We start from the raw sequence: 25,785 nt of genomic DNA on the forward strand, positions 1-25,785 counted from the left end.
CTCCAGTTGTTGGTTTTTATATTATTGAAGTATTCTAATTTTTTTCTTTTAGAAATGCAAAATATGTATAGGATAGGTGAACGTCCTATTAATATGCAGATAAAATAATATTAATGATTCATTCATTTTAAAGGTGGCAATCGGCTTTCAAATTACATTACATGATTGTAACTGATATCAATCTGCTAAATAGCAAGATTATACGCATAGAAGCTTCTTATGACAGGATTACTCTTGAATTGATGGATATCATTCATAAAAAAGAAGAGTTTGTACCAACTCTTCTTTTTTAGTATTCTAGGCTATTCTATTACTTTTTCAACGATAGGTGACATCGCAATAGGTGGAAGCGACATTGTCATTGCTTTAAAATAAACATCTAATTTATCTCCGATAGTATAAGAATTATTATCTAAAGTTGGAACGAGCAATATTTTATTTTTGTTAACTAAATCCCACCAATTTTCTTGATACAATAGAGCTTTTTCTATCGTTGGTGTATCCACAATCGTCATATAATTACTATCAACAGAAACAACATAACCTGTGAAATGTGTTTGCAGTTGTTTCTCAAAAGACGAGATGGAAATATGATTTGTAGAAGTTTCGTTCGATGCGGCAGAAGCAGGTGTTATTCCAAAAGTAAATCCAGAGCCTAATGCTAAAGTAGTTGCTACGGTAACTAGCTTTTGTTTTACTGTAAACATAATCAATTATCCCCTTTTCTAATTTTTTATCCCTACATGTCAATATTACCAGTTAAATGGCAAGAAAACTTCCTAAATCCTATTTTTAACAAATTTGTCATTTTTATAATAGTAATTTGCATTTTCAGTAGTTTTTGATAGAGGTTTATGCTATGGCGATTTGTTACAAAATTTAAAGAAATGAGTCACACTTTCTCAAAATAGAGAAAATTATCACGGATATTACCTTTATGTAATTTTAGAATCTATCTACTTCCTAAATACCCCTAATCATTCCTTAAGTTTTCTGATTTTACTTTAGCAGCAAAATGAGTGTTCGATTAGGGTGAGGACTACTTCAAGCTGTACCGTCAGAATGTATCCTTGTAAAATTGATATGTATGTGTTTGCTATTTTTGTCAAATTTTAGCATGGTATCAATCGTTGCTTTTTTATCATCATATTTTACTTTACTATCTGTCATAGGAGTAAATATTTACATTCTCTCCCCGTTCAAACTTCTAATTCCACCAGCATAGTACCAGCAGAATGCCTACCTACTGGAACAACAATCTTATATAAGTCTCCTAAAGTTATATTTTGTCCATACTTGTGCCATTTAGATTAGCGCTTTATTAAACCGTTTATTCTGTACCTCAGGACTAATTAAAATTTCATTTGACGCTTCTAGTCCATTATATTCTAATTATGGATACAAAAAAATGGTATTTAAGATTTAACAATTCATGAGTGGGAATGCCCAATTCCATTAGAGTTCGATAGAACTTTGTGCCTAAGAATCTTTCACTTCAAACTACCCATGAAGACGTTACGTGGTGAGTTGTTCAGCAATTACAATAAATATTATAATTAAGCAACAAAGAATTATATGATAAAAAACGAATTACTATAAAAAACTTTTCTGTCTAAAACTAAATTATCCTTATCAATTGCCTATTTAAAATTACTATATTAAAATTACTTTATACGTTATCATGGAAAGGCTTTCATTTTTATTGATTCCGTGTTAACATTATATCTATAAAAATCTTAATATAATTTTTTTTTATTGTGAGAGAATAATATTTTTTGTCCGAATTAAATTAATAGCTAAAATATCAATTTAATTTCTTAATAAATAGAGAACTAGAGTATCAGATTGTAATAGAATGGATGATTTTATGTTATGTTGATGGGGAATAATAGGAGGCACAGCGTGCGAAATTTCTTTGAAGACAAGTACATAAATGTTGAACTTAAAAGGCAATTAATAAACTTAATTAGCGAAATTAGTGAGTATAAAGGAAAGTTAGCTTCTTATCAAGAACAGAGGCCAGACATATTTAATAATTTCGAAAAAATTATACCTCTACACTACATGAAAAATTATACTACTATTTATACAGATAAAAAAATTTCAAAAAAAAGAATAAAAGAACTCATTTTTAATAACAAGGTACCTGAATCTGTTCCGGAAGATGCGATATTTTGTTACTATCAGACTCTGGCTGTTGTACATCAAAAATCTTGCACTTTATCTATTAGTCCAGAAACTATACAAGAATTACATTTTCAAGTAATGAATTTTTATACCTCAGATAGTGGAATGTGGCGTCAAAAACCACTTTCTATACCAGAATTTAAAGATAGCGGAATACACATAACCAATTACCATCCGCTCCCTCATGAACTGATTCCACAAACTGTAGACGACTTGTGCTACCAATACAATTTATTATATAAAAATAAAGAGCTACATTCACTTTTACTAATTGCTCGATTTATATTGAGTTTTTATTGCATAGTCCCTTTTAGCCATGGAAATGGTAGACTTACTCAGATATTAATGCATTTATTATTAATAAAAAATGGACATACATTTGTAAAATATGTTTGTTTAGATAAATATATCAATAAAAAACAATCAGAATACTACAATGCTATATGTAAATCTTCAGTTAATTGGTATTGTAATGAACATAATATTAGTTTCTGGTTAAAAAATTTCTTAACTATTATTTTAGAGGCATATAAAGACTTACACAACAGAATACAAGATTCTATATGTAATCAAAGTAAAGTTGAACGCATTCAAAATTTTGTATACAACCAAAAACAGCCATTTACTCAAGAAACTATCAGTAGCATATACCCTGATATAGCTAAGAGTACAATTAGTAAGACATTAAATACCTTACAATTATCCGGCGAAGTTAAACTTGTTTCAAAAGGAAGAAATGCACATTGGATGAAAGTCTCCCCATAAATCAAATAGCCCTTTCCCCATATAAAAAGGCTATAATATTATTTCTCTTCTAATTGTTTTTAAAATCCGATCAGACCAATATACTATGCATGATACTGGTCTGATTAGATACATGTTTTTTCAGTTTTTTCTCTTTTTAGCTAAGTAGGAATGGGAAAAATCACTCTATATTACATTGAGTTTTTGCTTTTCTTTACAAAAAATACTCATTGATCCACTAATTAATAATAGGGCACCTGGCAATAAATAAAAGAGTGTGATACAAATAACACCACCAATAGCGGCAATAATCATTAAAAACCCACCTATTTTAGCATTAAATGTAACAATTAAACAACCAATAATTTCAATAACAGATAATATAATAGGGAGCCAATTTAAAACGATTATCCCATTTGCACCTTCTACTTTGAGAGTCTTACTTAGATTATCAATAAATATAGTAAAAATGAAAAATAAGATACCCATAATTCCACCGGTAAGCCCTAATATGAAATCTGTTATTCTTCTCAAGATTAACACTTCTTAAAATACAATATTATGGGAAGTTATTCTATTGAGAGTAAGATACAAATTATTTACTTTTATAGCTATCTTTACAATGGTGAGATATAATTTTATGCTTTCTCACTCTTAAAACATATTGCAAATAAAGTGTACTAACTACCTCAAGTGAATTCATATGTGCTAGTTTAAGCTAGCCTCTTTCTAAAATTTTATCGGAGTATTTGTTCAGAGAAATATCAAATACTTCTTTAAAGATCCGTTTATACTCTTCTCTATTTATGGTACGTTTATTTTTTTCCTTTTCTAATTTCTGTAAAACTTTATTTAGTAAGTAAAATATGTCCATCTTCAATAAAGTCTTCATGTCTTGAATATAGCCAAGCTGTGTTCTTATCTTCTTCTGAAATAACTTCTTTAAGTTCGCATTCTAATCTTTTGAACTTTGCAAAAAAAGTCCTCGAATTCTTGTCGTTCAATCTTTTTATTAAAGTATAATCTTCGAGATTCTAGATACGTGCTATGAGCATTATTTACAAATTCTAGTGCTGTTATACTTTTTATCGTTTTCTTTCTTAGTTACAACATCATACGCTGTACAAAGATCACTATATATAAGATGCAATAAATGTTTTAACTCAAAAACGCTAAATCTATAACTAGTATCCATAATTATCTCTCCAACTTTAAAAATGATAATTTTCGCATCTTGATTCCATTATAACAAGAGGCACATCGTTCCCCTACTAAATTTATGCTAATGACTATTTATCAACGATTGTTCATGAGATTTTAGTTTATACTTTAATGTCTTTCTATAACGTTATTACTCAATATTAATTTCTTCTAAAACTATAGATGGATTAACAACAAATATAATGAAGTTTAAGTTTGTAGTATGTATCAGTATTCTATTCTTTGAGGAAGATGGAGTTCCAATATAAACAACATGATCGAGCTTGTTATGAGGAACGTCATTTGTAGATATAGTAATTATATCTTTTAAAGGGATGGTAATCTCTGCTGATTGCCATGCAATCATTATACTATCTTGGGACTTTGTTATGCTAATTCTTGACATTTTATATCAATCCTTTATTAGTTTTAGATAAATAATTAACCAATTATCTAAATTACTTTAAAATAAACTTTATATTATTATATATTAATTTAAATAATTTATGCTTATGTATGCAAAATTGCATGTATAAACTTCATATTCCCATAAAAATAAACTATATTAAAACCGATTTGATTACTATTAATCAATTTCATTTCTTTTCAATTTAACAGTAATTAACTAAAAAAAGCTGCTATTCTATTTGTGAATTAAATAAGTCTTGAACTACCCCACTTTCACTTCGTTTAGAAGTGAGGGATTCCTAAGTAAAGAGTTCTATCGAACTCTAATTGATTAGGCTAACCCCGCAGTCCTTGCGGTTAGAAGCCTTATCGCTTCATTTTTTAGATTGATACTTGCGTTAATATCCCTATCATGGTGTGTACAACAAGAAGGACAGTCCCATTCACGTAGGTTTAGATTTTTAACGTCTTTATTTTGATATCCACAACAAGAACATAATTGGCTGGAAGCAAATGTTTTCGATACGACAATAACTTGTTTGCCATACCATTTTGCTTTGTATTCTAACATGGATCGAAATTGCGACCAAGATACCTCACTAATTGCTTTTGCTAACGTATGATTCTTTAACATATTCGATACTTGCAAATCCTCTATACCGATAACATCGTGGTTTTTGATGATTTCAGTTGAAATTTTGTCCAAGTAATCTTTTCTAGTATTTGATATGTATTCATGAATTTTAGATACCTTTACTCGTTGTTTATTCCAGCGAGAAGATCCTTTCATTCTTCTAGAAAGCACACGCTGTGCTTTTGCCAACTTATCTTCTAATGATCGGAAAAACTTCGGATTTTCATAGTGTGTTCCATCTGACAAAATAGCGAAATCTTTTAGTCCTACATCTATTCCAATGTAAGAATGTGTTTTCGGAAGTTCTTGTACTTCTGTTTCAACTAATAGTGACACCAAATATCTACCAGAGGGGTTCCGTCTAACTGTAGCATTTACAATACGCCCCTCTACTTCGCGACTTTTGGCAAATCGAACAAGGCCTAGTTTCGGCAACTTTATTTTGTTCCCTACAACGGCAATGTTTTCATTTGTTTGTTTTGTGGTATAAGATTGTACGTTGTTCTTCTTAGATTTAAAGCGCGGTGCGCTGTTTTGTTTTTTGAAAAAGCGCATATAAGCATCCGCAAGGTTGCGAACAGACGACTGAATCGCAATACTATCCACTTCTTTTAGCCAAACAAGCTCTTTCTTCATGGCAGGTAGTTTGGCAGAGCATGTACCATAGGTCAAGCCTTTTCCTGTCTCTTTGTATGCGCGATCCCATAAGGATAGGAAATGATTGAATACAAAGCGAGAACACCCAATCGTTTTGTTGATTAGAATTGCTTGTGCTTGATTTGGATAGATACGAAACTTATAGGCTTTATTAATCATTATTTAATTCACCTCCATTTTGGTATATGACTATTACACACCGAACGTACATTCGATAGATAGTGGAGCAACACTTTCTGTATGTCGAACAATTAAGATGGCTTCCTTCCATCCCTTGTTCGACGCCAATTCATCTCCCACCTACTCACTGGGCTGTGACCCTTCACGCTCCTTGAGGAAGGAGTCTTCTTGGCTAAAATGATAAATTGATGAAAACAAAATCTTTGTAGACAATAGTGTTGTGATTTTTAACGTATCCCACGAAAGAATACTCCTTCCTCAAGCGTAGCCCAACGATAGGTAGGAGATGAATTTCAGTTTGACGGAGCAAAAGGGCTTTGCTTTTGATATTTCCCCTGATAAAATCAGTCTTATAAATAATAAGGACTGGTATATTAATGAAATTAGATAATATTAATTATTCAGTGTTCTTGTTGTATTATCGTCTTGTATTGGTTGTAAAATACAGAAGAAATGTATTCAATGATGATATATCAGATTATGCAAAAGACATGTTTGTCAGGTTATCCGAGAATTACAACATAACATTGGTAGAGTGGAATCATAATGTTGACCATGCTCATATTTTGTTCAAGGCACATCCGAATACAGAAATGACAAAATTTATTAATGCTTATAAAAGTGCAAGTTCTCGACTAATCAAGAGAGACTTTCCGCAAGTGAAAACAAAACTTTGGAAAGAAATGTTTTGGTCAAGAAGTTTTTGCTTATTCACTACTGGTGGTTCGCCAATAGACGTAGTAAAGAAATATATTGAAAATGGGTGTTTTTGCCCATCCCCTCGAAAAGGGGGAATAAGAAAAAATAGGATGTTTTTGTAGATGGAGCGCCAGAGTTACTGTCGTGGACTGAAAAATATCATTCAATACAATTGTGCAGTACATTTTTTTAAAAATTTGTAGTAAATATTTTGGTAACAGTGATCTGTGTGTAAATGTCAAGATAAACATGTACATTTTCGCTTGTTTAAGCATGTACAAAATCAATCATTTTCTTTGCTAAAATGATCTTTAATTCGATAGGATTGTCCTACAATACTGACCACCGTGGCATGATGTAAGACACGATCTAGTATGGCATTGGCGAGTTTAGGGTCCTGGAATACTTCGTCCCAAGACTTGAAGTTGATATTGGTCGTTAGGATGGTACTACGCTTTTCATAACGCATATCGATTAATTGAAAGAATAATTTTGCATCCTCCGGATCAATAGGCAAGTACCCAATTTCATCAATAATAAGTAATTTGTATTTTGTATAGTGCTTTAAACGAGATTCTAGGCGATTCTCAATCTTGGCACGTTTTAAATTTTGAAGTAAATCATGACATTTAATAAAATAAGTACTTGTTCGCTTTTTAGCTGCTGCTATACCAATAGACGTGGCCAAATGGGTCTTACCAACACCACTAGGTCCTAAAAATACTATGTTTTCTTGTTGCTCTAAGAAACGTAGAGAAATAAAATCTAAGATTTGTTGTTTATTAATACTCGGCTGGAATTCGAAATCAAACTCATCAACCTCCTTTCTATGAGGAAATGCGCCCATTTTCACCATAGAATGAATCATATTTTGTTCTCGTACATCAATCTCATAGTTTGTCAGTTTAACAAGTGTCTCTACGAAGGATAATTCATTATTAATGCTAAAATCGACTACGTCACCTAAATGTTGTGCCATTTGTTTTAATTTTAAATACTCTAGGTTTGTTGTTAATTGTTGATAGCTATTCTTCATTTCTATATACCTCACCAATTACTGATAAATTTTGTTTCGCCAAATTGTCAATGTTCGGATATTTAGGTAGTGACTTAGCCAATGCTTTTTTATAATGTTCTTCTTTATAATTGAGCTTAGATTGGCTGATTTTATGTTGTACAATTAACTTCATGTTATGATAAACATATATTTGATTATCATATACTTGTAAACCGACGGTTTTACCTTGATATTCAGCTGGAACTGAGTATTGATTCGATTTGTAAGATATCATGCCTGATGTATTAACTTTTACAAGTTTATGCTTAATCATATAGGAATCTCTTATCGCGCTCTTCGGGAGTGGTTGTAGGAGATTCTTTTCCTGTTTTAGGGCAAACACTGGAATCTTACCAGTCCCTTGATGAAATGTTTGATTAATTCTTGCACATAATTTTTGCACAAATTCATGTAATTCTTCAAAAGTGAATCTTCCTTGATAAGCATGAATTTCGTCTAGAAGTTTCATTGGCGCTTCTACTTTCCCTTTGGTATTTGGTCGCCCTGCGATACAAGGTTGTACCTTAAATCCAAAATCTTGAGCGAATTGGGCAAACTTATTGTTAATCGTTCCTGTAAAGTGTTCTGTTCGAGCTTCATCCATTACCGTCTTCATATTATCCGTGACAATTACCTTCGGTACACCACCAAACATTTCAAATGCCTCTGTCATAAATGACATTAAAACACTTTGTGATTTTGAAATATTCAAATGAAAAACTTTAAATCTCGAGTAGGACAATAAAAGTACAGCTACATTCACATATACGATTTCGCCACTTTTGGTTTCAAATCGTATGCTTTCTTTCCAATCTAATTGAGCTTGTTCTCCTGGAGGTGTCTCATAACGGACACCCACTGAATGACCTGATAAAATACGCTTCCCCTCATCAAAATATGTTCTAAATTCAGGCTTTCTATTAATATAAGCACGAAATGCAGACTGTGAACATTTTAAACCGTGATTGTCTGTTAGATACTGCCATAACACTCGTTTGTAGTAGAAGATTTGTTTAGAATCACTAGATAAAAGAGCTGCAATCACTTCATAATATGTATCGATTTTCGATGTTTTATTTTTTGTCCCTTTTGGTGTAAAACCATTCAAATACTTATCTATGGTACGCCGATCCACATTCAATTCTCTGGCTAATTGACTTTTATTTATCTTCATTTTTAAGTTCCCCATTAGTTTTTTAAAATTTGGTAAGTCTGAAAGACTTTTAACCTCAAATTCTGTTTGAATATCTAGCTTAATATACATACTAACCACCTCAGAGTCAGTATGGAGAATCCAATTGAAAATGTACATATTTATTCAAGCGTTAATGTACATATTTAAGTTAGCATTTATACTTAAGAACAAAAATAAAATGAACTTTCGTTCAAAGCAACTAAAAAACTCGTAATGTACTTTTGGTATTGAAAAGTACACACACCAAATAAACTCTAACGAGTTTCATTTTAAAAATTATGCAGCTTTCTTTTGTTTTCCAAACCCATTATACTCATAGACAACACCCATAATATCAAAGATAGTTTTCCTCTCATATCGATGAGATTTCCGTCCATTCTTCTGTAGGAGGTCGAACAAACGGATTAAAATCTTTGTTAGATCTTGGGTGTTTCTCTGTATCGCTTGATATAACAGCGATACATGATCTTGAATCATCCCAATAGCTTTATATTCACTTAATTCTCTTTTGTTCTTTTGCAACAGAAGTTTACGCATCTTAAACATCGTAGAAGAACAGATAAAAATGGCAATAAGCCTTCCATACACATGACATTCTAATCGCTCTTGTTTGATATTTTGCCAATGATGAATTTGAAATAAGGATTTCCAAGTTTTAAAAATGATTTCTATTTGCCAGCGAAGGGAGTAAAAGTCATGTATTTGTTCCATCGGAACAATCCCTTCAGGCGTATTTGAGACATATATGTTGATACCCGTTAATCGTTTACTCTTTTCTGAAAACGTAATACCCTTTTTACTTTCCGTATAGGCTTGTTTTTTTCTACGTTCCTGTATCTGTTTTTCTGTTAAACGATAGATAATTACGCGCGTGAATAGTTTTTGATTCTTTCCAATGTAAGCTTCTTTTATTTCATATGTTTGACCGGGTTTTAAATGGTTCATGATATGTTCTAAATCAACTTGAATATACTGTGATTGCTTTTTTACGGTTCCGTTTCGAAAGTATTCTGGAGACGGATTTTTTATATAAACAGTATGGTTTAATTTTAATCTGGATATATAGTAGGCACCTCGTTGATCCATTTGATCTAAGTCTTCTAATGAAAAATAACCTAAATCACGAATGCACAAGTCACCTGGACGTAAGGTATCTAAACATTCCGTTCCAAAGGTCTTATCATTATTTTTCCCTGGACCCACCTGAAAGTTTAAAAATTGACCGCTATGTAAATCATACTCTAATTGAATCTTGATACCCGCTGTTTGTGCGCAACCACCGGATCCAGGATATATACTAGCTAAATGTTTTGGGATTTGAAAAATCGTCGCATCTAAAATACGAATACGTTGAAAGTGGGTAAGCGCCGTGCTTGAAATAGCCGATGTTTTACAAAGTTTACTTTTCCATAATGTAGAAAAAATATATTTCAGAAATTCAACAGCTTTTTTATCAAAGCGTTTATTAAGTCCTTCTGGACTCATAAGAGTACCTGTAGCTGCATGTAATTGGCTACATAATCGAACGAGGGAATCACTCGCTGTCCTTTGACTTATCCAAATAAAAATGGTAGCTAATTCACTTCCTGAAAATTTTCGTTTTCTTTTTACAAAACCTAATTTTTTTGCGAGTTCTTCTAAAAAAGAAGGGGTTAAATGACGGCACAGCTCTTCAGAAAATAGTTGTAATTCATCTTGAATCGAAAGATTCATAAAAAACGTCATCCTTTCTAGTTAGCTTTTTAGAAAGAATAACGTTTTTTTACACTTGGGGGTAGTCTAGATTCTTAAGTTGATGGGCATGTGGAACAATCTATATTTTGATTAATTTTTCGTTGGGGTTACTATATGGATTTTTGATGAGATTCCCTTTATTAGAAACTTTGATTATAGCGGGGGTTATTACAATTTCTTCTAGTGCTATCGTTGCAAAAGTGCTAGTTGATTTAAAAAGAACAGGGAATAACGAAACGGAGCTAATTTTAGGAATTATCATGTTTGAGGATATATTCCTTGCTGTATATTTATCAGTGGTTTCTGGCTTAGTACTTGGTGATCATGCTTCATTTTTAGGTGCTCTTACCTCAATTGGTATAGCTTTGGGATATATGCTCTTATTCTTTATTGTAGCTAGATGGGCTACTCCGTTATTAAATAAATTGTTGAATATTAGTTCAGATGAAATTTTTATTATAGTAGTATTTTCTTCTTTATTCTTTATCGCTGGTTTTTCTGAAACAATTCATGTTGCGGAAGCAATCGGAGCGCTTCTGTTAGGTTTAGTTTTTTCTGAAACAGAGCATAGTGATCGAATTGAACATCTTGTTGTTTCATTTAGAGACTTTTTTGGAGCTATCTTCTTCTTTAGCTTCGGTTTAGGTATAGATCCGTTTTCGTTGGGTGGAGCTATATGGCTAACGTTAGGTGCTGTACTACTGACAATCATCGGGAACTTTGTAGCAGGGATGATTGCAGGAAGGCAAGCTGGATTATCTCATAAAGCATCAACAAATATTGGGTTAACAATAGTGTCAAGAGGGGAGTTTTCAATTATTATGGCTAATATTGGTATAGCGGGTGGTTTAATGTCAGTGTTGAAACCGTTCTCAGCACTATATGTACTTATCCTATCTATTTTAGGACCACTCTTTACTAAAGAATCGAAAAAAATATATAAATTTTTAAATAAAATATTTAGGTGGGATACAAAATCTACTTAAACTTAGGACATTGAACTACTCACCACTTAACGTCCTTACAGACTTTTTGAAGTGGGAGATTCCTGCTAAGATAACCAATGTATCCACCGGTTATCTTAGCAGGCGCTACCCGTAGTCCCTACAGTGAGAACATAAGTATCTTGTACATTGACGCACCACACTCCCTACTTTAGTTTGGTTTTCGCAACTTCGGCAAGCATGGGGCGAAAGAACGTTGAAGATTTTACAGTTGCAACGTTTTTCTGAAACCAACCTCATAACTTCAGTTTTCGAAGAGCAATCTGTATAAGTAAATGATAGCAAATATGTTGGCTTATGCCTATCGATATTCATATCCCACCTAAAATTGGTGTTTCACACCTTGACATTTTTGAGGAAGGAGTCTTCTGTTGGAAAACGATAAAATCTTTTTAATTACTTGAATTCTAAGTGTAGAAACTTTGTAATTTGTATGAATTGAGGGATTGAATTCCTTGTGTTAATTAACATATATATCGATTTGATATAAAGATAGGATCTAAAAGGAGCTAACAAACTGTTAGCTCCTTTTAGATCCTTTTTAAGTATATCGCACAAAAATCAAATCATACATCACGAAAAGTAGCTTTTAAGAACCCCTATTTTAAATGTTTTGTCTAGAAAAGTATGGATAACTTCATGAATGGGTGAAAATATCTATGCTTTTTTATTACAAGACAAAGATATACTGTACTCATAAATGTAGAAATATCTATTTAAGAAAGATTGAAATCATATCCAATAATCTGATAGGAGATGTAGCTATATGACAGTATTCAATACTAAAGAAATTAATAACACACCTTTTGAAAGTAATATCATTCCAAAAGGAAACCGTAACCGTCCTGCATATTCCATGAATCCAAGATATATCACAATTCACACCACCGCGAATCAAAATGCAGGTACTGATGCAAGAGCGCATGCTAGATATGTTAACAATGGTGGTGGATCATCCAGCGTATCTTGGCACTTTACGGTAGACGATAATCGGATTGTACAGCACTTACCACTAAATGAGAATGGTTGGCATGCCGGAGACGGGAATGGAGCGGGTAATCGCTCGTCTATCGGCATTGAAATTTGTGAAAATCGTGATGGTAATTTTGAAAAAGCCTTAACCCATGCTGCGGGTCTCGTTAAGTTTCTCATGGCTCACCTTGGATTAAAGATTGGGAACGTAGTTTCCCATCAACATTGGAGTGGAAAGAACTGTCCACGTCCGATATTTAATCGACCAGGTGGATTTGAGGGTTTCAAGAGGATGATTGAAGATAGTCTAAACGATATGGTTGTAGAGAATCATAACAAGGATGCGGGTACACAAGGATTAGGAATTGCTTACATGGAAGGTGTAAATATTAACCTTCGCAGAGGACCTAGCACGAGTAGTGATGTAATTCGTAAATTGAACAAACCTGAATCTTATATTGTTTGGGAAGAACGTGAGGGCTGGCTGAACCTAGGTAATTCATGGGTGAAATATGACTCTTCCTATATTTACTTTGCCCGTAGACAAACGAGTAATATTGGTAAATTAGTGGTTGTAGATACAAACGAATTATGGGTCTATGGTTCTGCTAATTGGAATGATAAGATTAAGACTGTAAAAAAAGGGGAAGCATTTACAATTCAAGATGAATTGCAGGTAAATGGTTCTAACATGTATAAGTGTAAGTATTTCTACATTACCGCAAATTCTCAATTTGTATATGTAAAATAGGAAAAGTGGATTTTATATATAAGTATAAAAAGTAATAAGACTTTAAAATAAGTTAACGGAATACAAACCCTTAATGCATTGGTTAAACATTGTAAAGTCTAAAGCATGGATAATGGGCGAGAAGTAAGTAGATTGTTAACACCCTGGGTCAAAAATTGATATTTAGTAAAATTAGTTGCACTTTGTGCATTTTTTCATAAGATGAGTCATATGTTTTAAATTGTAGTAATGAAAAACAGTATTATATCATAATGAATTGGTATCTTAATAAAAGAGATGGAGGTAACTTATGGATAACAATCCGAACATCAATGAATGCATTCCTTATAATTGTTTAAGTAACCCTGAAGTAGAAGTATTAGGTGGAGAAAGAATAGAAACTGGTTACACCCCAATCGATATTTCCTTGTCGCTAACGCAATTTCTTTTGAGTGAATTTGTTCCCGGTGCTGGATTTGTGTTAGGACTAGTTGATATAATATGGGGAATTTTTGGTCCCTCTCAATGGGACGCATTTCTTGTACAAATTGAACAGTTAATTAACCAAAGAATAGAAGAATTCGCTAGGAACCAAGCCATTTCTAGATTAGAAGGACTAAGCAATCTTTATCAAATTTACGCAGAATCTTTTAGAGAGTGGGAAGCAGATCCTACTAATCCAGCATTAAGAGAAGAGATGCGTATTCAATTCAATGACATGAACAGTGCCCTTACAACCGCTATTCCTCTTTTGGCAGTTCAAAATTATCAAGTTCCTCTTTTATCAGTATATGTTCAAGCTGCAAATTTACATTTATCAGTTTTGAGAGATGTTTCAGTGTTTGGACAAAGGTGGGGATTTGATGCCGCGACTATCAATAGTCGTTATAATGATTTAACTAGGCTTATTGGCAACTATACAGATTATGCTGTACGCTGGTACAATACGGGATTAGAACGTGTATGGGGACCGGATTCTAGAGATTGGGTAAGGTATAATCAATTTAGAAGAGAATTAACACTAACTGTATTAGATATCGTTGCTCTGTTCCCGAATTATGATAGTAGAAGATATCCAATTCGAACAGTTTCCCAATTAACAAGAGAAATTTATACAAACCCAGTATTAGAAAATTTTGATGGTAGTTTTCGAGGCTCGGCTCAGGGCATAGAAAGAAGTATTAGGAGTCCACATTTGATGGATATACTTAACAGTATAACCATCTATACGGATGCTCATAGGGGTTATTATTATTGGTCAGGGCATCAAATAATGGCTTCTCCTGTCGGTTTTTCGGGGCCAGAATTCACGTTTCCGCTATATGGAACCATGGGAAATGCAGCTCCACAACAACGTATTGTTGCTCAACTAGGTCAGGGCGTGTATAGAACATTATCCTCTACTTTTTATAGAAGACCTTTTAATATAGGGATAAATAATCAACAACTATCTGTTCTTGACGGGACAGAATTTGCTTATGGAACCTCCTCAAATTTGCCATCCGCTGTATACAGAAAAAGCGGAACGGTAGATTCGCTGGATGAAATACCGCCACAGAATAACAACGTGCCACCTAGGCAAGGATTTAGTCATCGATTAAGCCATGTTTCAATGTTTCGTTCAGGCTTTAGTAATAGTAGTGTAAGTATAATAAGAGCTCCTATGTTCTCTTGGATACATCGTAGTGCTGAATTTAATAATATAATTGCATCGGATAGTATTACTCAAATCCCTGCAGTGAAGGGAAACTTTCTTTTTAATGGTTCTGTAATTTCAGGACCAGGATTTACTGGTGGGGACTTAGTTAGATTAAATAGTAGTGGAAATAACATTCAGAATAGAGGGTATATTGAAGTTCCAATTCACTTCCCATCGACATCTACCAGATATCGAGTTCGTGTACGGTATGCTTCTGTAACCCCGATTCACCTCAACGTTAATTGGGGTAATTCATCCATTTTTTCCAATACAGTACCAGCTACAGCTACGTCATTAGATAATCTACAATCAAGTGATTTTGGTTATTTTGAAAGTGCCAATGCTTTTACATCTTCATTAGGTAATATAGTAGGTGTTAGAAATTTTAGTGGGACTGCAGGAGTGATAATAGACAGATTTGAATTTATTCCAGTTACTGCAACACTCGAGGCTGAATATAATCTGGAAAGAGCGCAGAAGGCGGTGAATGCGCTGTTTACGTCTACAAACCAACTAGGGCTAAAAACAAATGTAACGGATTATCATATTGATCAAGTGTCCAATTTAGTTACGTATTTATCGGATGAATTTTGTCTGGATGAAAAGCGAGAATTGTCCGAGAAAGTCAAACATGCGAAGCGACTCAGTGATGAACGCAATTTACTCCAAGATTCAAATTTCAAAGACATTAATAGGCAACCAGAACGTGGGTGGGGCGGAAGTACAGGGATTACCATCCAAGGAGGGGATGACGTATTTAAAGAAAATTACGTCACACTATCAGGTACCTTTGATGAGTGCTATCCAACATATTTGTATCAAAAAATCGATGAATCAAAATTAAAAGCCTTTACCCGTTATCAATTAAGAGGGTATATCGAAGATAGTCAAGACTTAGAAATCTATTTAATTCGCTACAATGCAAAACATGAAACAGTAAATGTGCCAGGTACGGGTTCCTTATGGCCGCTTTCAGCCCAAAGTCCAATCGGAAAGTGTGGAGAGCCGAATCGATGCGCGCCACACCTTGAATGGAATCCTGACTTAGATTGTTCGTGTAGGGATGGAGAAAAGTGTGCCCATCATTCGCATCATTTCTCCTTAGACATTGATGTAGGATGTACAGACTTAAATGAGGACCTAGGTGTATGGGTGATCTTTAAGATTAAGACGCAAGATGGGCACGCAAGACTAGGGAATCTAGAGTTTCTCGAAGAGAAACCATTAGTAGGAGAAGCGCTAGCTCGTGTGAAAAGAGCGGAGAAAAAATGGAGAGACAAACGTGAAAAATTGGAATGGGAAACAAATATCGTTTATAAAGAGGCAAAAGAATCTGTAGATGCTTTATTTGTAAACTCTCAATATGATCAATTACAAGCGGATACGAATATTGCCATGATTCATGCGGCAGATAAACGTGTTCATAGCATTCGAGAAGCTTATCTGCCTGAGCTGTCTGTGATTCCGGGTGTCAATGCGGCTATTTTTGAAGAATTAGAAGGGCGTATTTTCACTGCATTCTCCCTATATGATGCGAGAAATGTCATTAAAAATGGTGATTTTAATAATGGCTTATCCTGCTGGAACGTGAAAGGGCATGTAGATGTAGAAGAACAAAACAACCAACGTTCGGTCCTTGTTGTTCCGGAATGGGAAGCAGAAGTGTCACAAGAAGTTCGTGTCTGTCCGGGTCGTGGCTATATCCTTCGTGTCACAGCGTACAAGGAGGGATATGGAGAAGGTTGCGTAACCATTCATGAGATCGAGAACAATACAGACGAACTGAAGTTTAGCAACTGCGTAGAAGAGGAAATCTATCCAAATAACACGGTAACGTGTAATGATTATACTGTAAATCAAGAAGAATACGGAGGTGCGTACACTTCTCGTAATCGAGGATATAACGAAGCTCCTTCCGTACCAGCTGATTATGCGTCAGTCTATGAAGAAAAATCGTATACAGATGGACGAAGAGAGAATCCTTGTGAATTTAACAGAGGGTATAGGGATTACACGCCACTACCAGTTGGTTATGTGACAAAAGAATTAGAATACTTCCCAGAAACCGATAAGGTATGGATTGAGATTGGAGAAACGGAAGGAACATTTATCGTGGACAGCGTGGAATTACTCCTTATGGAGGAATAGTCTCATGCAAACTCAGGTTTAAATATCGTTTTCAAATCAATTGTCCAAGAGCAGCATTACAAATAGATAAGTAATTTGTTGTAATGAAAAACGGACATCACCTCCATTGAAACGGAGTGATGTCCGTTTTACTATGTTATTTTCTAGTAATACATATGTATAGAGCAACTTAATCAAGCAGAGATATTTTCACCTATCGATGAAAATATCTCTGCTTTTTCTTTTTTTATTTGGTATATGCTTTACTTGTAATCGAAAATAAAGCACTAATAGGGTGTTTTTGCCCATCCCCTCGAAAAGGGGGAATAAGAAAAAATAGGATGTTTTTGTAGATGGAGCGCCAGAGTTACTGTCGTGGACTGAAAAATATCATTCAATACAATTGTGCAGTACATTTTTTTAAAAATTTGTAGTAAATATTTTGGTAACAGTGATCTGTGTGACAATAGAACCGAATCATGAAATAAAGCGTTAGCGGAGATTAACGAGCAATAATAAGAGGCGTTTACTATCTTTTCAAATAAATGTTTTTGTACTTATGGTATACTATATGTACTTTCGTTTTTACGAAATCCCTAGAAAGTATGTAGAAAAGGTTCTGACTTTTTTGTTAGAACCTTTTCTTATTTTTTCGTAACAAATGCTTCTTTTAAATTTCTGATCCAAACAGCTTTATGTAAATCGGTATGAGAAATCCAATTCCCTGATTCATGAGAACCGACAAATTCCTTATAAATGGGATGCCAAATAATAAGATATGTTTCATTTTCATATTGTATCTCATCAAATTGCCGCAGCGATTTTCCTAATATATCGGATTGGCCGATAGGTATGGCCCCTTTTTCTAAAATTTCTTTAAACTGTTTCAAAGGCATCACACTCCTTAGCATAGGTATATGTATATATTTTTTAAAGATGTATTTTTTCCTCTTTTATTATAGTAAATGAAGAGTGGATATTTTAAAAATACATGTAGAAAATGCCCTCTATACATAAGGGGTGAATGTCAGCTTTGTTATATTACTATGTATATAATGAAAGATTTATTGATAGGTTGATAGGTTATTAGATAAGTAAATTAGTTATAATTAATATATAGTTTTAATTATATAAAAAACCATAATAAAGAAAGGAGTTCAATCTTCATTAGAGTGAACTCCTTCCTTTACTATATTTTATATTAAGACATAGAAGAACCTTTAAATCTTTGTTAGGGGTAAAGATTTAAAGAAAAGTTTAGCTTAATGTCATTTTACATCATTGCGTTTCTAATAAAATTGATAATTAATATTCTCATTATTAAGATTATTTAGGTGTATAATACAAAAGCACGTTCTATTGTAGAACGCGCTTTTCCTGAATGAGTCTATACTAATATTTCAAACCATTTTACATGTACATTATCATTATAACACATAACTGACAAAAAATAACGAAAAATCAAATTATTTAAAGGGGATTTATTTGACTTTTAATAATTTCTCTTGAAATAGGGTAGTATGTAAAAAGAAGCTTTTCTATTTAAGAGAGCTTCTTTTCTTCCAAATTATGTTCATATTCTTTAACTCTTCTATAAAATGTATTACTCTTCATGCCTACTCTTTGCATTGCTTCTACTGCAGTAATTTTATGATTTTTCCATTCTTGATAAGCTTCTTTAAAATTATCATCAATTTCAACTTTTTTGCGGCCAAATTTAACTCCTTTTTGAAGTGCAATTGTAATTCCTTCTTTTTGTCGTTCGCGGATTCTTTTTCTTTCATCTTCAGCCATATAGCTTAATAACTGTAAAATTAAATCTGAAATAAGAGTTTCAATTCCATTTAAATCTTTATATTTCATAGTGTTAAGAAGTGGCATATCTAACACAACGATATCAATCTTTTTTTCTTTAATTAATTCTTGCCATTCATCTAAAATCATTTGTTTATTTCTTCCCAAGCGATCTAAGGATTGAATATATAAAACATCGCCGTTTCTCAACATACGTTTCATAAGTTGATATTCAGGACGTTTAAAATCTTTTCCACTTGCTCTTTCTATAAAGATGTATTCTTCAGGAATACTTATCTCTGCTGCGGTTGCGAGTTGTCTCTCGATAGATTGATCTTTACTACTTACTCTAATATAAAAGAATTTCCTCATTATGTATTCCTTCCCCCATTTCAAATCACACACAATCTATATTTATAAAAATTTGTTGGTTATAAGATATAATTATTATATTTTAATGTCAAATTCTATACAACTCTCATGACATATTTCAAAAATAATTATGTTATAATTGTGAAACATTAAAAACTACTCAAACTCACCGTGTCAAAAAGTATACTTTTTGACACGGTGTAATCTATTATAATTATAATTCATAAGGAGATGTAGAAAACGATTAAATATGAATATTCAAAAAAGATTAACTATTTTAACTACAGATGAAATAAATCAACTTTATAGTAGACCTCTTTTTACAACTAAAGAGCGCGTACAATATTTTTCTCTTTCTCAAATGGAAACTGAATTGTTATATACTTTACGTTCAATAAAATCTAAGATTTATTTTATTCTTCAACTTGGATACTTTAAGTCAAAGCACTTATTTTTTCAATTTAACCTATGTGAAGTGGAAGAAGATATTCAATATATTCTTAAAGTTCATTTCAATAATGCTGACTTCTCAGATTTTGGATCTATTGATAAAAAAACTAGGCTAAATCAACAACAACTTATTCTTAAGCGCTTTAATTATTATCTTTGTGATTCACAATCTCGACTAGATTTAAAAGAACAAGCTCGTAGAGCTGCAGCTATAAGTGGGAAACCGATTTTTATTTTTCGCGAACTTATAAATTATTTAACTACTAAACGAATTATTATTCCTGGTTATAGCTTTATACAAGAGGTTATAGGAAATGCTATTACATATGAACAAAACCGCCTTATAAGGGTTATACAAAAACAGCTATCCGAGGCGGATAAACAGCATTTAAAAGAATTATTATATAATCCTTCTGGTTTATATAAGATTACTCGAATCAAACATGAACCTAAAGACTTTAGTATGAATGAAATTAAACGGGAAATTGAATATGGGAAAGAAATGTATCCTCTTTTTCAACTGGCCAATTCAATTTTGCCACAACTAAAAATTTCTAATGAAAGTATTAAATATTACGCTTCTTTAGTAGAATATTATTCCGTATATAAATTAAAAAGGTTTAATGAATCCCTTGTAAATCTTTATTTATTGTGCTTTATTTTTCATCGATACCAAAGAATGAATGATAATTTGATCAATAGTTTTATTTATAAAATGAGAAAATACAACGATGATATTTTATCCTTTGCAAAAGATCAAGTATATAACTATTACACAGAAAACCAGGAAGATTTCAAGAAAGTCGGAAATATTTTACAAGTTATAATAGATGAAAACATTTCCGAACATACAGTATTTAAAGACATACAAAGACGTGTATTTTCTATCCTAGACCGTCCTAAATTAACTGAGCTAGCAAATCAAATCCTGAATACTTCGAAGATAGATGAAAAAGCGTTCCGTTGGGAACGTATTGATACATTAGCTTTACAATTCAAGAGACAAATTCGTCCTATTTTTATGACGATTGATTTTGTTACAACAGATATTGAAGATCCTCTTATGGATGCAATACATTTTTTAAAAGAAGTTTTTATGAAACGAAAAGCTTTACTTAAATATGATATCGAAAATATTCCACAAACCTTTATACAAAATGGGGCCAAACGTTACCTTTACACGAAAGATGATGCGCATTCAAAACGTTTACTAATAGATCGATATGAATTTTTAATTTATCATTCTTTATGGTACCGCTTACAATCAGGAGATGTTTTTTGTAGAGATAGCATACAGTATAGAAGTTTTGAAGATGATTTAGTCGATGAAGATACGTGGGTACATAAAGAGAGTATGATTCAAGATTTCAATTTAACTAAGCTACAACAGCCCATCGAACAACATTTAAAAGAACTTGAAAACAAATTGGAAGCTCGTATCATCTCTATTAATAAAAGGATTACTTCTGGAAAAAACAAATATGTTCAAGTGAAAAAACATAAAAATCATCATTCTTGGACACTTCCATATACTCGATCTTCATCTCTTATTAATCATTCTTTTTTCGATGTATTACCACAAGTTGATATGAGGAGTATCCTGTATTTTGTAAATCAGCAATGCAATTTTCTAGATAACTTTGAACATATTCTGGGACGCTATGCCAATCAAAAAGCAAAGGATTATACTCTCATTCCATGTTTAATAGCTTGGGGAACAAATATGGGGTTATATAGAATGGGAGAAGTCTCTGATATAGATTTTTCAAAATTAGCTACTACATCAGCTAATTTTATTCGATTAGAAACATTAAAAGATGTAAATGATTGTATCAGTAATGCCACAAGTAAGCTTCCTATTTTCCCGTATTTTAACATTGATGATTTCATCCATTCAAGTAGTGATGGCCAAAAATACGAAACACAGATTCATACACTACAGTCTCGTCATTCTTCTAAATATTTTGGAATGAATAAAGGAATCACTTCGTATACAATGGTGGCTAACCACATTCCAATTCAAGCAAGAATTATTGGTGCAAATGAGCATGAAAGCCATTATGTATTTGATATTTTATACAATAATACAACCAATATAAAACCTACTATCCATTCTACAGATACACATGGAACGAATGAAGTTAATTTTGCTATTTTAGATTTGTTTGGTTACCAATTTGCACCTAGATATAAAGATATTCAAGCAACGATATCTCGAAATTTATATGGTTTTCAACATCCAAGCCATTATGAAGAATTGCTGATTAAACCTGTGCGTAAAATTAATACAGATCTCATTGTAAAAGAATGGGACAATATAAAACGAATTATGGTATCTCTTGCTTTAAAGACGACGACTCAAAATGTTATTGTTCGAAAATTAAGTTCTTATGCACGGAAAAATCAAACCAAGCGGGCACTATGGGAGTATGATAACATCATTAAAAGCCTATATTTTTTAGAATATATTGATTCATTATCGTTACGTCAAAATGTTCAAAAATCACTAAATCGTGGAGAAAGCTATCATAAATTACGTCGATCAGTATCCTATGCAAACTTTGGGAAACTTCGTTTCAAGACTGAACAAGATCAGCACATCTGGAATGAATGTAGTAGGCTGCTCAGCAACTGTGTTGTTTATTACAATGCGAGTATATTATCGAATTTATTAATAAAATCCAAAGATACAGGGTTTGAGATGAAAATGTTACAGTATATTTCACCAATTGCATGGCAACATATTAATTTTTATGGTCGTTATGAATTTAGTAAATCCCCAACAGTAGTAAATATAGAGGAAATTCTTGAGAGTATCAATAAAGATGATATTCTCACCAGCTTAACACGAGAAGACTCCTTGGAAGAATAAAGTATTGTTGTCCTTATTCCCCCTTTTCGGGGGGATGGGCAAAAACACCCAAAATCAAGGTGAAAAGTGAGGTAAAATGATATGATAAAGCATATAAATTCCGTTTGTATCCAACAGAAGAACAAGCATATCTTATGCGTAAAACCTTCGGTTGTGTACGTTTTGTGTATAATAGAATGTTAGCTGAACGAAAAGAAGCGTACGAAAAATACAAAGATGATAAGGAACAACTAAAGAAACAAAAGCCTCCAACTCCCGCGAAATATAAAGCAGAATTTGAGTGGTTAAAAGAAGTGGATTCATTAGCTTTGGCAAATACTCAACTTGCAAACTGCCTATAAAATTTCTTTAGTAGTCATAATGATTTTCCAACATTCAAAAGTAAAAAAGACAGAAAGTCTTATACAACGAATGTAGTAAACGGAAATATTATGTTGCTTCATAGTCATATCAAATTGCCAAAACTGAAAATGGTACATATCAAACAACATAGAGAGATACCACAAGACTATAGGGTCAAGTCATGTACGATTTCTATGACACCCACTGGGAAATATTATGTATCCATCTTGACTGAATATGAAAAAGAAATTGTACAAAAAGAAGTAGAAACAGTTGTTGGATTAGACTTTGCGATGGATGGATTATACGTTAGTTCTGAGGATGAGAAAGCCAATTACCCTAAGTTCTATCGTAACATGTTAGACCAATTAACAACGGCACAACGAGTATTATCAAGGCGCAATGATAATGAACTTGTATTAGATACGATTGAAATGTTGGCACAAAAAAAGATATGTGTGGAACCATTCTCCATTCAGATCAGGGATTCCAGTACACATCTCATGCCTACAACAAACGACTTTCCGATTTAGGTATCATTGGTAGCCACACTCGCAAAGGAAACTGCTATAATAACGCTTGCATCGAGTCATTTTTCTCCCATTTTAAATCGGAGATGTTGTATTTGAATCATTTTAAAACAGAAGAAGATTTAATACAAGCAATTAAAGAGTATATTTACTTTTATAACTATAAACGGTTCCAAAAACGACTCAACCATCGAGCTCTGATAGAATATCGAATCTCGATGGCTGTTTATTCTTTTTCATACCGTTTACTTGACAGGGGTAAGATCAACACTAGTCTTTTTTATTAATAAATATCATCATATTTGATATTTATTAATTCTCTTTTCCTTTTTTCTTAATAATAAATTTTGAAATTAATTTCGATAAAGCTTCTATTTTTTATTATATTTTGTTAGATTGATTCAATATTTCCACATTTAATGCTGTTTGTGATTGAATTGACTTTACAGTTTGAGTTGTTTTTTTATCCATAAATTATTCTATATTACAGTTAAATTTGGCTTTTCTTTACGAAAAAGACTCATTAATCCACTAATTAATAATAAAGTACCTGGTAATAAATTAAAAAATGAGATACAAATAAAACCACCAATAGCGGATATAATCATTAAAATCCCACCAATTTTAGCTTTAAATGTAACAATTAAACAACCAATAATTCCAATAACAGATAATGTAATAGGGAGCCAATTTAAGCCTATTATTACATTTATACCTTCTACTTTAAGAGTCTTACTTAGATTATCAATAAACATAGCATAAATGGAAAATAAGATACCCATAATTCCACCGGTAAGCCCTAATATGTATTCTGTTGTTCTTCTCAAGATTAACACTCCTTAAAATACATAATTATTTGAAATTATTCTATTAAAAATAAAATACAAATCATTTACTTTTATAGCTATATTAATTTATATTTTATGAACAAAAAGCACTCTTTCGAGTGCTTTTTCTAATATTGCATAAAAAATCATGCTTTTTCACTCTTAAAATATATTGTAGATAAAGTATACTAACTATCTCAATTGAAATTATATAAAGGTATAAAAATGTAATTTTATTTAAACAAATCTATTTTAAACGACAAAGAAATTTTATAAGAGTTAGTGTTAGCTAGCCTCTTTCTAAAATTTTATCAGGGTATTTATTTAGAGAAATATTGAATACTTCTTTAAGGATCTGTTGATATTCTTTTTCATTTATAGTTCGTTTACTTTTTTGACATTTTCGTGTTTCTGTAAAACTTTTTTTAGTAAGTGAAATATGTCCATCTTCAATTAATTTACAGATAATGTATCCTTTATTAAAAGGTGATTCGGGGTGCTCTACAATAATATTTTGTATAGCATTTACTTTGTTTGTATCTATTTCATCTAATGAAAACGCAAACCCAGTGCACCATGCATTAGTAGGTTCAGAATTAAGGAATTGGGCACTCTCCCCATTATCTCCTTTTTTCATTTCTAATAGGTGAGTTCCTTTCTCCGTATTTTGTTTACGAATACGATATTTTCCTGTTTGAGATGAAATTACTTCACCGCTAAATGGAACTGGGCGTAATGGAAGATGTGAGGCAAGTCCCCCATCTATAATATATTTCTGATTATTATAATTTAAAATAATAATCACATGTCCATCGTCAGGTTTCCACTTATCACCACCTAAATCGTAAACTGTACCAGATATGCGATAAACATCAAATCCACAATCATGTAAAAAATAATATAATAGTGTATTAAGCTCGTAACATAGCCCTCCGCGCTGATTTAATAGTAATTTTTCTTGAACGTTCATTCTAGTAATTCTTCGGATATTTTTGTCCATCACGTCTAAATTTTCATAAGGTATTACATATGCCATTTGCTGAAGAATTTCATGTAAATTTTCAAATCTTACCTCTTCTTTCGGAGGTATCTGTAACCGTGAGAAAAAATTTTTTTGTAATTCAGTCAACATTATATACCACCTTCCATTTATAGAAAATTTAACCATATAATTTAATGATACACTAAATAAAAATATAATCAAGTGTAATAAAATCAAATCAAGTTATTTTATGGCTTGTTTTTATATAAGAAGTCTCACAATATTAAAAAAGTAAATTGTAAGCTTAGACATAATTCGGGCAAACTTTCATCTTCTATTGATGTTCTTCTTATTCACAGGGCAATTAACTTTTGTTGGCTACTTTTTTA

Annotated in this window: 18 protein-coding genes and 2 pseudogenes; 8 read left to right on the top strand and 12 right to left on the bottom strand. The window is 32.4% G+C overall.

All coding sequences use genetic code 11. From position 1 onward, the window contains the following. Positions 1 to 302 precede the first annotated feature (302 nt). The gene (locus ACXKY9_RS29755; RefSeq protein WP_000495521.1) at positions 303 to 707 is read right to left on the bottom strand and encodes a DUF3221 domain-containing protein; all 405 of its coding nucleotides are present in this window, start codon (positions 705 to 707) and stop codon (positions 303 to 305) included. A 337-nt stretch (positions 708 to 1,044) separates the two neighbouring features. Then, positions 1,045 to 1,170, bottom strand: coding sequence for a hypothetical protein (locus tag ACXKY9_RS29760; protein ID WP_015406600.1), 126 nt, complete (start codon positions 1,168 to 1,170; stop codon positions 1,045 to 1,047). Between the two features lie 732 nt (positions 1,171 to 1,902). Here ACXKY9_RS29760 and ACXKY9_RS29765 point away from each other — a divergent pair. Further along, on the top strand, positions 1,903 to 2,952 hold the full coding sequence (locus ACXKY9_RS29765; RefSeq protein WP_001243454.1) for a Fic family protein: 1,050 nt from the start codon (positions 1,903 to 1,905) through the stop codon (positions 2,950 to 2,952). A gap of 165 nt (positions 2,953 to 3,117) precedes the next feature. Here the strand turns inward: ACXKY9_RS29765 and ACXKY9_RS29770 are convergent, their stop codons facing one another. The 3 genes from ACXKY9_RS29770 to tnpB form a co-directional block, all read right to left on the bottom strand. Beyond that, positions 3,118 to 3,465 (bottom strand): DUF4064 domain-containing protein, encoded by a 348-nt coding sequence (locus ACXKY9_RS29770; RefSeq protein WP_001252813.1) that lies wholly within the window; start codon positions 3,463 to 3,465, stop codon positions 3,118 to 3,120. 817 nt (positions 3,466 to 4,282) lie between these two features. Further along, a complete protein-coding gene (locus ACXKY9_RS29775; protein ID WP_000086972.1) occupies positions 4,283 to 4,537 on the bottom strand; it encodes a SunI/YnzG family protein in 255 nt (84 codons plus the stop codon). A 333-nt stretch (positions 4,538 to 4,870) separates the two neighbouring features. Then, positions 4,871 to 5,989, bottom strand: coding sequence for an IS200/IS605 family element RNA-guided endonuclease TnpB (gene tnpB / locus ACXKY9_RS29780; RefSeq protein ID WP_015406602.1), 1,119 nt, complete (start codon positions 5,987 to 5,989; stop codon positions 4,871 to 4,873). 398 nt (positions 5,990 to 6,387) lie between these two features. On the opposite strand from tnpB, the gene tnpA reads away from it, so the two are divergent. Then, positions 6,388 to 6,831 carry an IS200/IS605 family transposase gene (gene tnpA, locus ACXKY9_RS29785; RefSeq protein ID WP_016090469.1) on the top strand — a complete coding sequence of 148 codons (444 nt, stop codon included), beginning with the start codon at positions 6,388 to 6,390 and terminating at the stop codon, positions 6,829 to 6,831. A 161-nt stretch (positions 6,832 to 6,992) separates the two neighbouring features. Here tnpA and istB read toward each other — a convergent pair whose 3' ends face one another. The 3 genes from istB to ACXKY9_RS29800 all read right to left on the bottom strand — a co-directional run bounded on the left by istB (position 6,993) and on the right by ACXKY9_RS29800 (position 10,674). After that, on the bottom strand, positions 6,993 to 7,745 hold the full coding sequence (gene istB, locus ACXKY9_RS29790; RefSeq protein WP_000798699.1) for an IS21-like element IS232 family helper ATPase IstB: 753 nt from the start codon (positions 7,743 to 7,745) through the stop codon (positions 6,993 to 6,995). Further along, positions 7,735 to 9,030, bottom strand: a complete 1,296-nt coding sequence (gene istA / locus ACXKY9_RS29795) for an IS21-like element IS232 family transposase (protein WP_000275580.1) — start codon at positions 9,028 to 9,030, stop codon at positions 7,735 to 7,737. Before istA ends, istB begins: the two co-directional genes overlap by 11 nt. A gap of 207 nt (positions 9,031 to 9,237) precedes the next feature. Further along, positions 9,238 to 10,674: an IS4-like element IS231B family transposase gene (locus tag ACXKY9_RS29800; RefSeq protein WP_001053956.1), complete on the bottom strand. Its 1,437-nt coding sequence runs from the start codon at positions 10,672 to 10,674 to the stop codon at positions 9,238 to 9,240. A gap of 92 nt (positions 10,675 to 10,766) precedes the next feature. On the opposite strand from ACXKY9_RS29800, the pseudogene ACXKY9_RS29805 reads away from it, so the two are divergent. From ACXKY9_RS29805 to cry1Ac, 3 genes and pseudogenes are all read left to right on the top strand, one after another. Next, a pseudogene (locus ACXKY9_RS29805) lies at positions 10,767 to 11,681 on the top strand (cation:proton antiporter); the annotation flags it as partial. Positions 11,682 to 12,465: 784 nt separating this feature from the next. Next, the gene (locus ACXKY9_RS29810) at positions 12,466 to 13,422 is read left to right on the top strand and encodes an N-acetylmuramoyl-L-alanine amidase (protein WP_021728132.1); all 957 of its coding nucleotides are present in this window, start codon (positions 12,466 to 12,468) and stop codon (positions 13,420 to 13,422) included. A 289-nt stretch (positions 13,423 to 13,711) separates the two neighbouring features. After that, entirely contained in the window at positions 13,712 to 17,248 is a 3,537-nt protein-coding gene (cry1Ac, locus tag ACXKY9_RS29815; protein ID WP_176887186.1) for a pesticidal crystal protein Cry1Ac, read from the top strand. A 623-nt stretch (positions 17,249 to 17,871) separates the two neighbouring features. Here cry1Ac and ACXKY9_RS29820 read toward each other — a convergent pair. After that, positions 17,872 to 18,123, bottom strand: a complete 252-nt coding sequence (locus ACXKY9_RS29820) for a hypothetical protein (RefSeq protein ID WP_002133690.1) — start codon at positions 18,121 to 18,123, stop codon at positions 17,872 to 17,874. A gap of 646 nt (positions 18,124 to 18,769) precedes the next feature. Beyond that, positions 18,770 to 19,393 carry a recombinase family protein gene (locus ACXKY9_RS29825; protein WP_001224533.1) on the bottom strand — a complete coding sequence of 208 codons (624 nt, stop codon included), beginning with the start codon at positions 19,391 to 19,393 and terminating at the stop codon, positions 18,770 to 18,772. A 250-nt stretch (positions 19,394 to 19,643) separates the two neighbouring features. On the opposite strand from ACXKY9_RS29825, the gene ACXKY9_RS29830 reads away from it, so the two are divergent. The 3 genes and pseudogenes from ACXKY9_RS29830 (at position 19,644) to ACXKY9_RS29840 (ending at position 23,874) form a co-directional block, all read left to right on the top strand. Continuing rightward, positions 19,644 to 22,715, top strand: coding sequence for a Tn3 family transposase (locus ACXKY9_RS29830; RefSeq protein ID WP_001025593.1), 3,072 nt, complete (start codon positions 19,644 to 19,646; stop codon positions 22,713 to 22,715). A 104-nt stretch (positions 22,716 to 22,819) separates the two neighbouring features. Further along, a pseudogene (locus ACXKY9_RS29835) lies at positions 22,820 to 23,461 on the top strand (RNA-guided endonuclease TnpB family protein); the annotation flags it as partial. Positions 23,462 to 23,511: 50 nt separating this feature from the next. Next, entirely contained in the window at positions 23,512 to 23,874 is a 363-nt protein-coding gene (locus ACXKY9_RS29840) for an IS3 family transposase (protein WP_003319651.1), read from the top strand. Positions 23,875 to 24,066: 192 nt separating this feature from the next. Here the strand turns inward: ACXKY9_RS29840 and ACXKY9_RS29845 are convergent, their stop codons facing one another. Both ACXKY9_RS29845 and ACXKY9_RS29850 read right to left on the bottom strand, forming a co-directional pair. After that, entirely contained in the window at positions 24,067 to 24,414 is a 348-nt protein-coding gene (locus tag ACXKY9_RS29845) for a DUF4064 domain-containing protein (RefSeq protein ID WP_001255046.1), read from the bottom strand. A gap of 289 nt (positions 24,415 to 24,703) precedes the next feature. Then, complete coding sequence (locus ACXKY9_RS29850; RefSeq protein ID WP_000954716.1) at positions 24,704 to 25,546, bottom strand: arylamine N-acetyltransferase family protein; 843 nt, start codon at positions 25,544 to 25,546, stop codon at positions 24,704 to 24,706. Between the last annotated feature and the right edge of the window lie 239 nt (positions 25,547 to 25,785).

It is taken from the genome of Bacillus sp. 2175, from assembly GCF_057812155.1.

Bases quoted from the DNA above. Each gene is read 5' to 3' on its own strand.
- ACXKY9_RS29755 (WP_000495521.1), bottom strand. From the start codon at position 707: ATGTTTACAGTAAAACAAAAGCTAGTTACCGTAGCAACTACTTTAGCA.
- ACXKY9_RS29760 (WP_015406600.1), bottom strand. From the start codon at position 1,170: ATGACAGATAGTAAAGTAAAATATGATGATAAAAAAGCAACGATTGAT.
- ACXKY9_RS29775 (WP_000086972.1), bottom strand. From the start codon at position 4,537: ATGTCAAGAATTAGCATAACAAAGTCCCAAGATAGTATAATGATTGCA.
- tnpB (WP_015406602.1), bottom strand. From the start codon at position 5,989: ATGATTAATAAAGCCTATAAGTTTCGTATCTATCCAAATCAAGCACAA.
- tnpA (WP_016090469.1), top strand. From the start codon at position 6,388: ATGAAATTAGATAATATTAATTATTCAGTGTTCTTGTTGTATTATCGT.
- istB (WP_000798699.1), bottom strand. From the start codon at position 7,745: ATGAAGAATAGCTATCAACAATTAACAACAAACCTAGAGTATTTAAAA.
- istA (WP_000275580.1), bottom strand. From the start codon at position 9,030: ATGTATATTAAGCTAGATATTCAAACAGAATTTGAGGTTAAAAGTCTT.
- ACXKY9_RS29800 (WP_001053956.1), bottom strand. From the start codon at position 10,674: ATGAATCTTTCGATTCAAGATGAATTACAACTATTTTCTGAAGAGCTG.
- ACXKY9_RS29810 (WP_021728132.1), top strand. From the start codon at position 12,466: ATGACAGTATTCAATACTAAAGAAATTAATAACACACCTTTTGAAAGT.
- cry1Ac (WP_176887186.1), top strand. From the start codon at position 13,712: ATGGATAACAATCCGAACATCAATGAATGCATTCCTTATAATTGTTTA.
- ACXKY9_RS29820 (WP_002133690.1), bottom strand. From the start codon at position 18,123: ATGCCTTTGAAACAGTTTAAAGAAATTTTAGAAAAAGGGGCCATACCT.
- ACXKY9_RS29825 (WP_001224533.1), bottom strand. From the start codon at position 19,393: ATGAGGAAATTCTTTTATATTAGAGTAAGTAGTAAAGATCAATCTATC.
- ACXKY9_RS29830 (WP_001025593.1), top strand. From the start codon at position 19,644: ATGAATATTCAAAAAAGATTAACTATTTTAACTACAGATGAAATAAAT.
- ACXKY9_RS29840 (WP_003319651.1), top strand. From the start codon at position 23,512: ATGTGTGGAACCATTCTCCATTCAGATCAGGGATTCCAGTACACATCT.
- ACXKY9_RS29850 (WP_000954716.1), bottom strand. From the start codon at position 25,546: ATGTTGACTGAATTACAAAAAAATTTTTTCTCACGGTTACAGATACCT.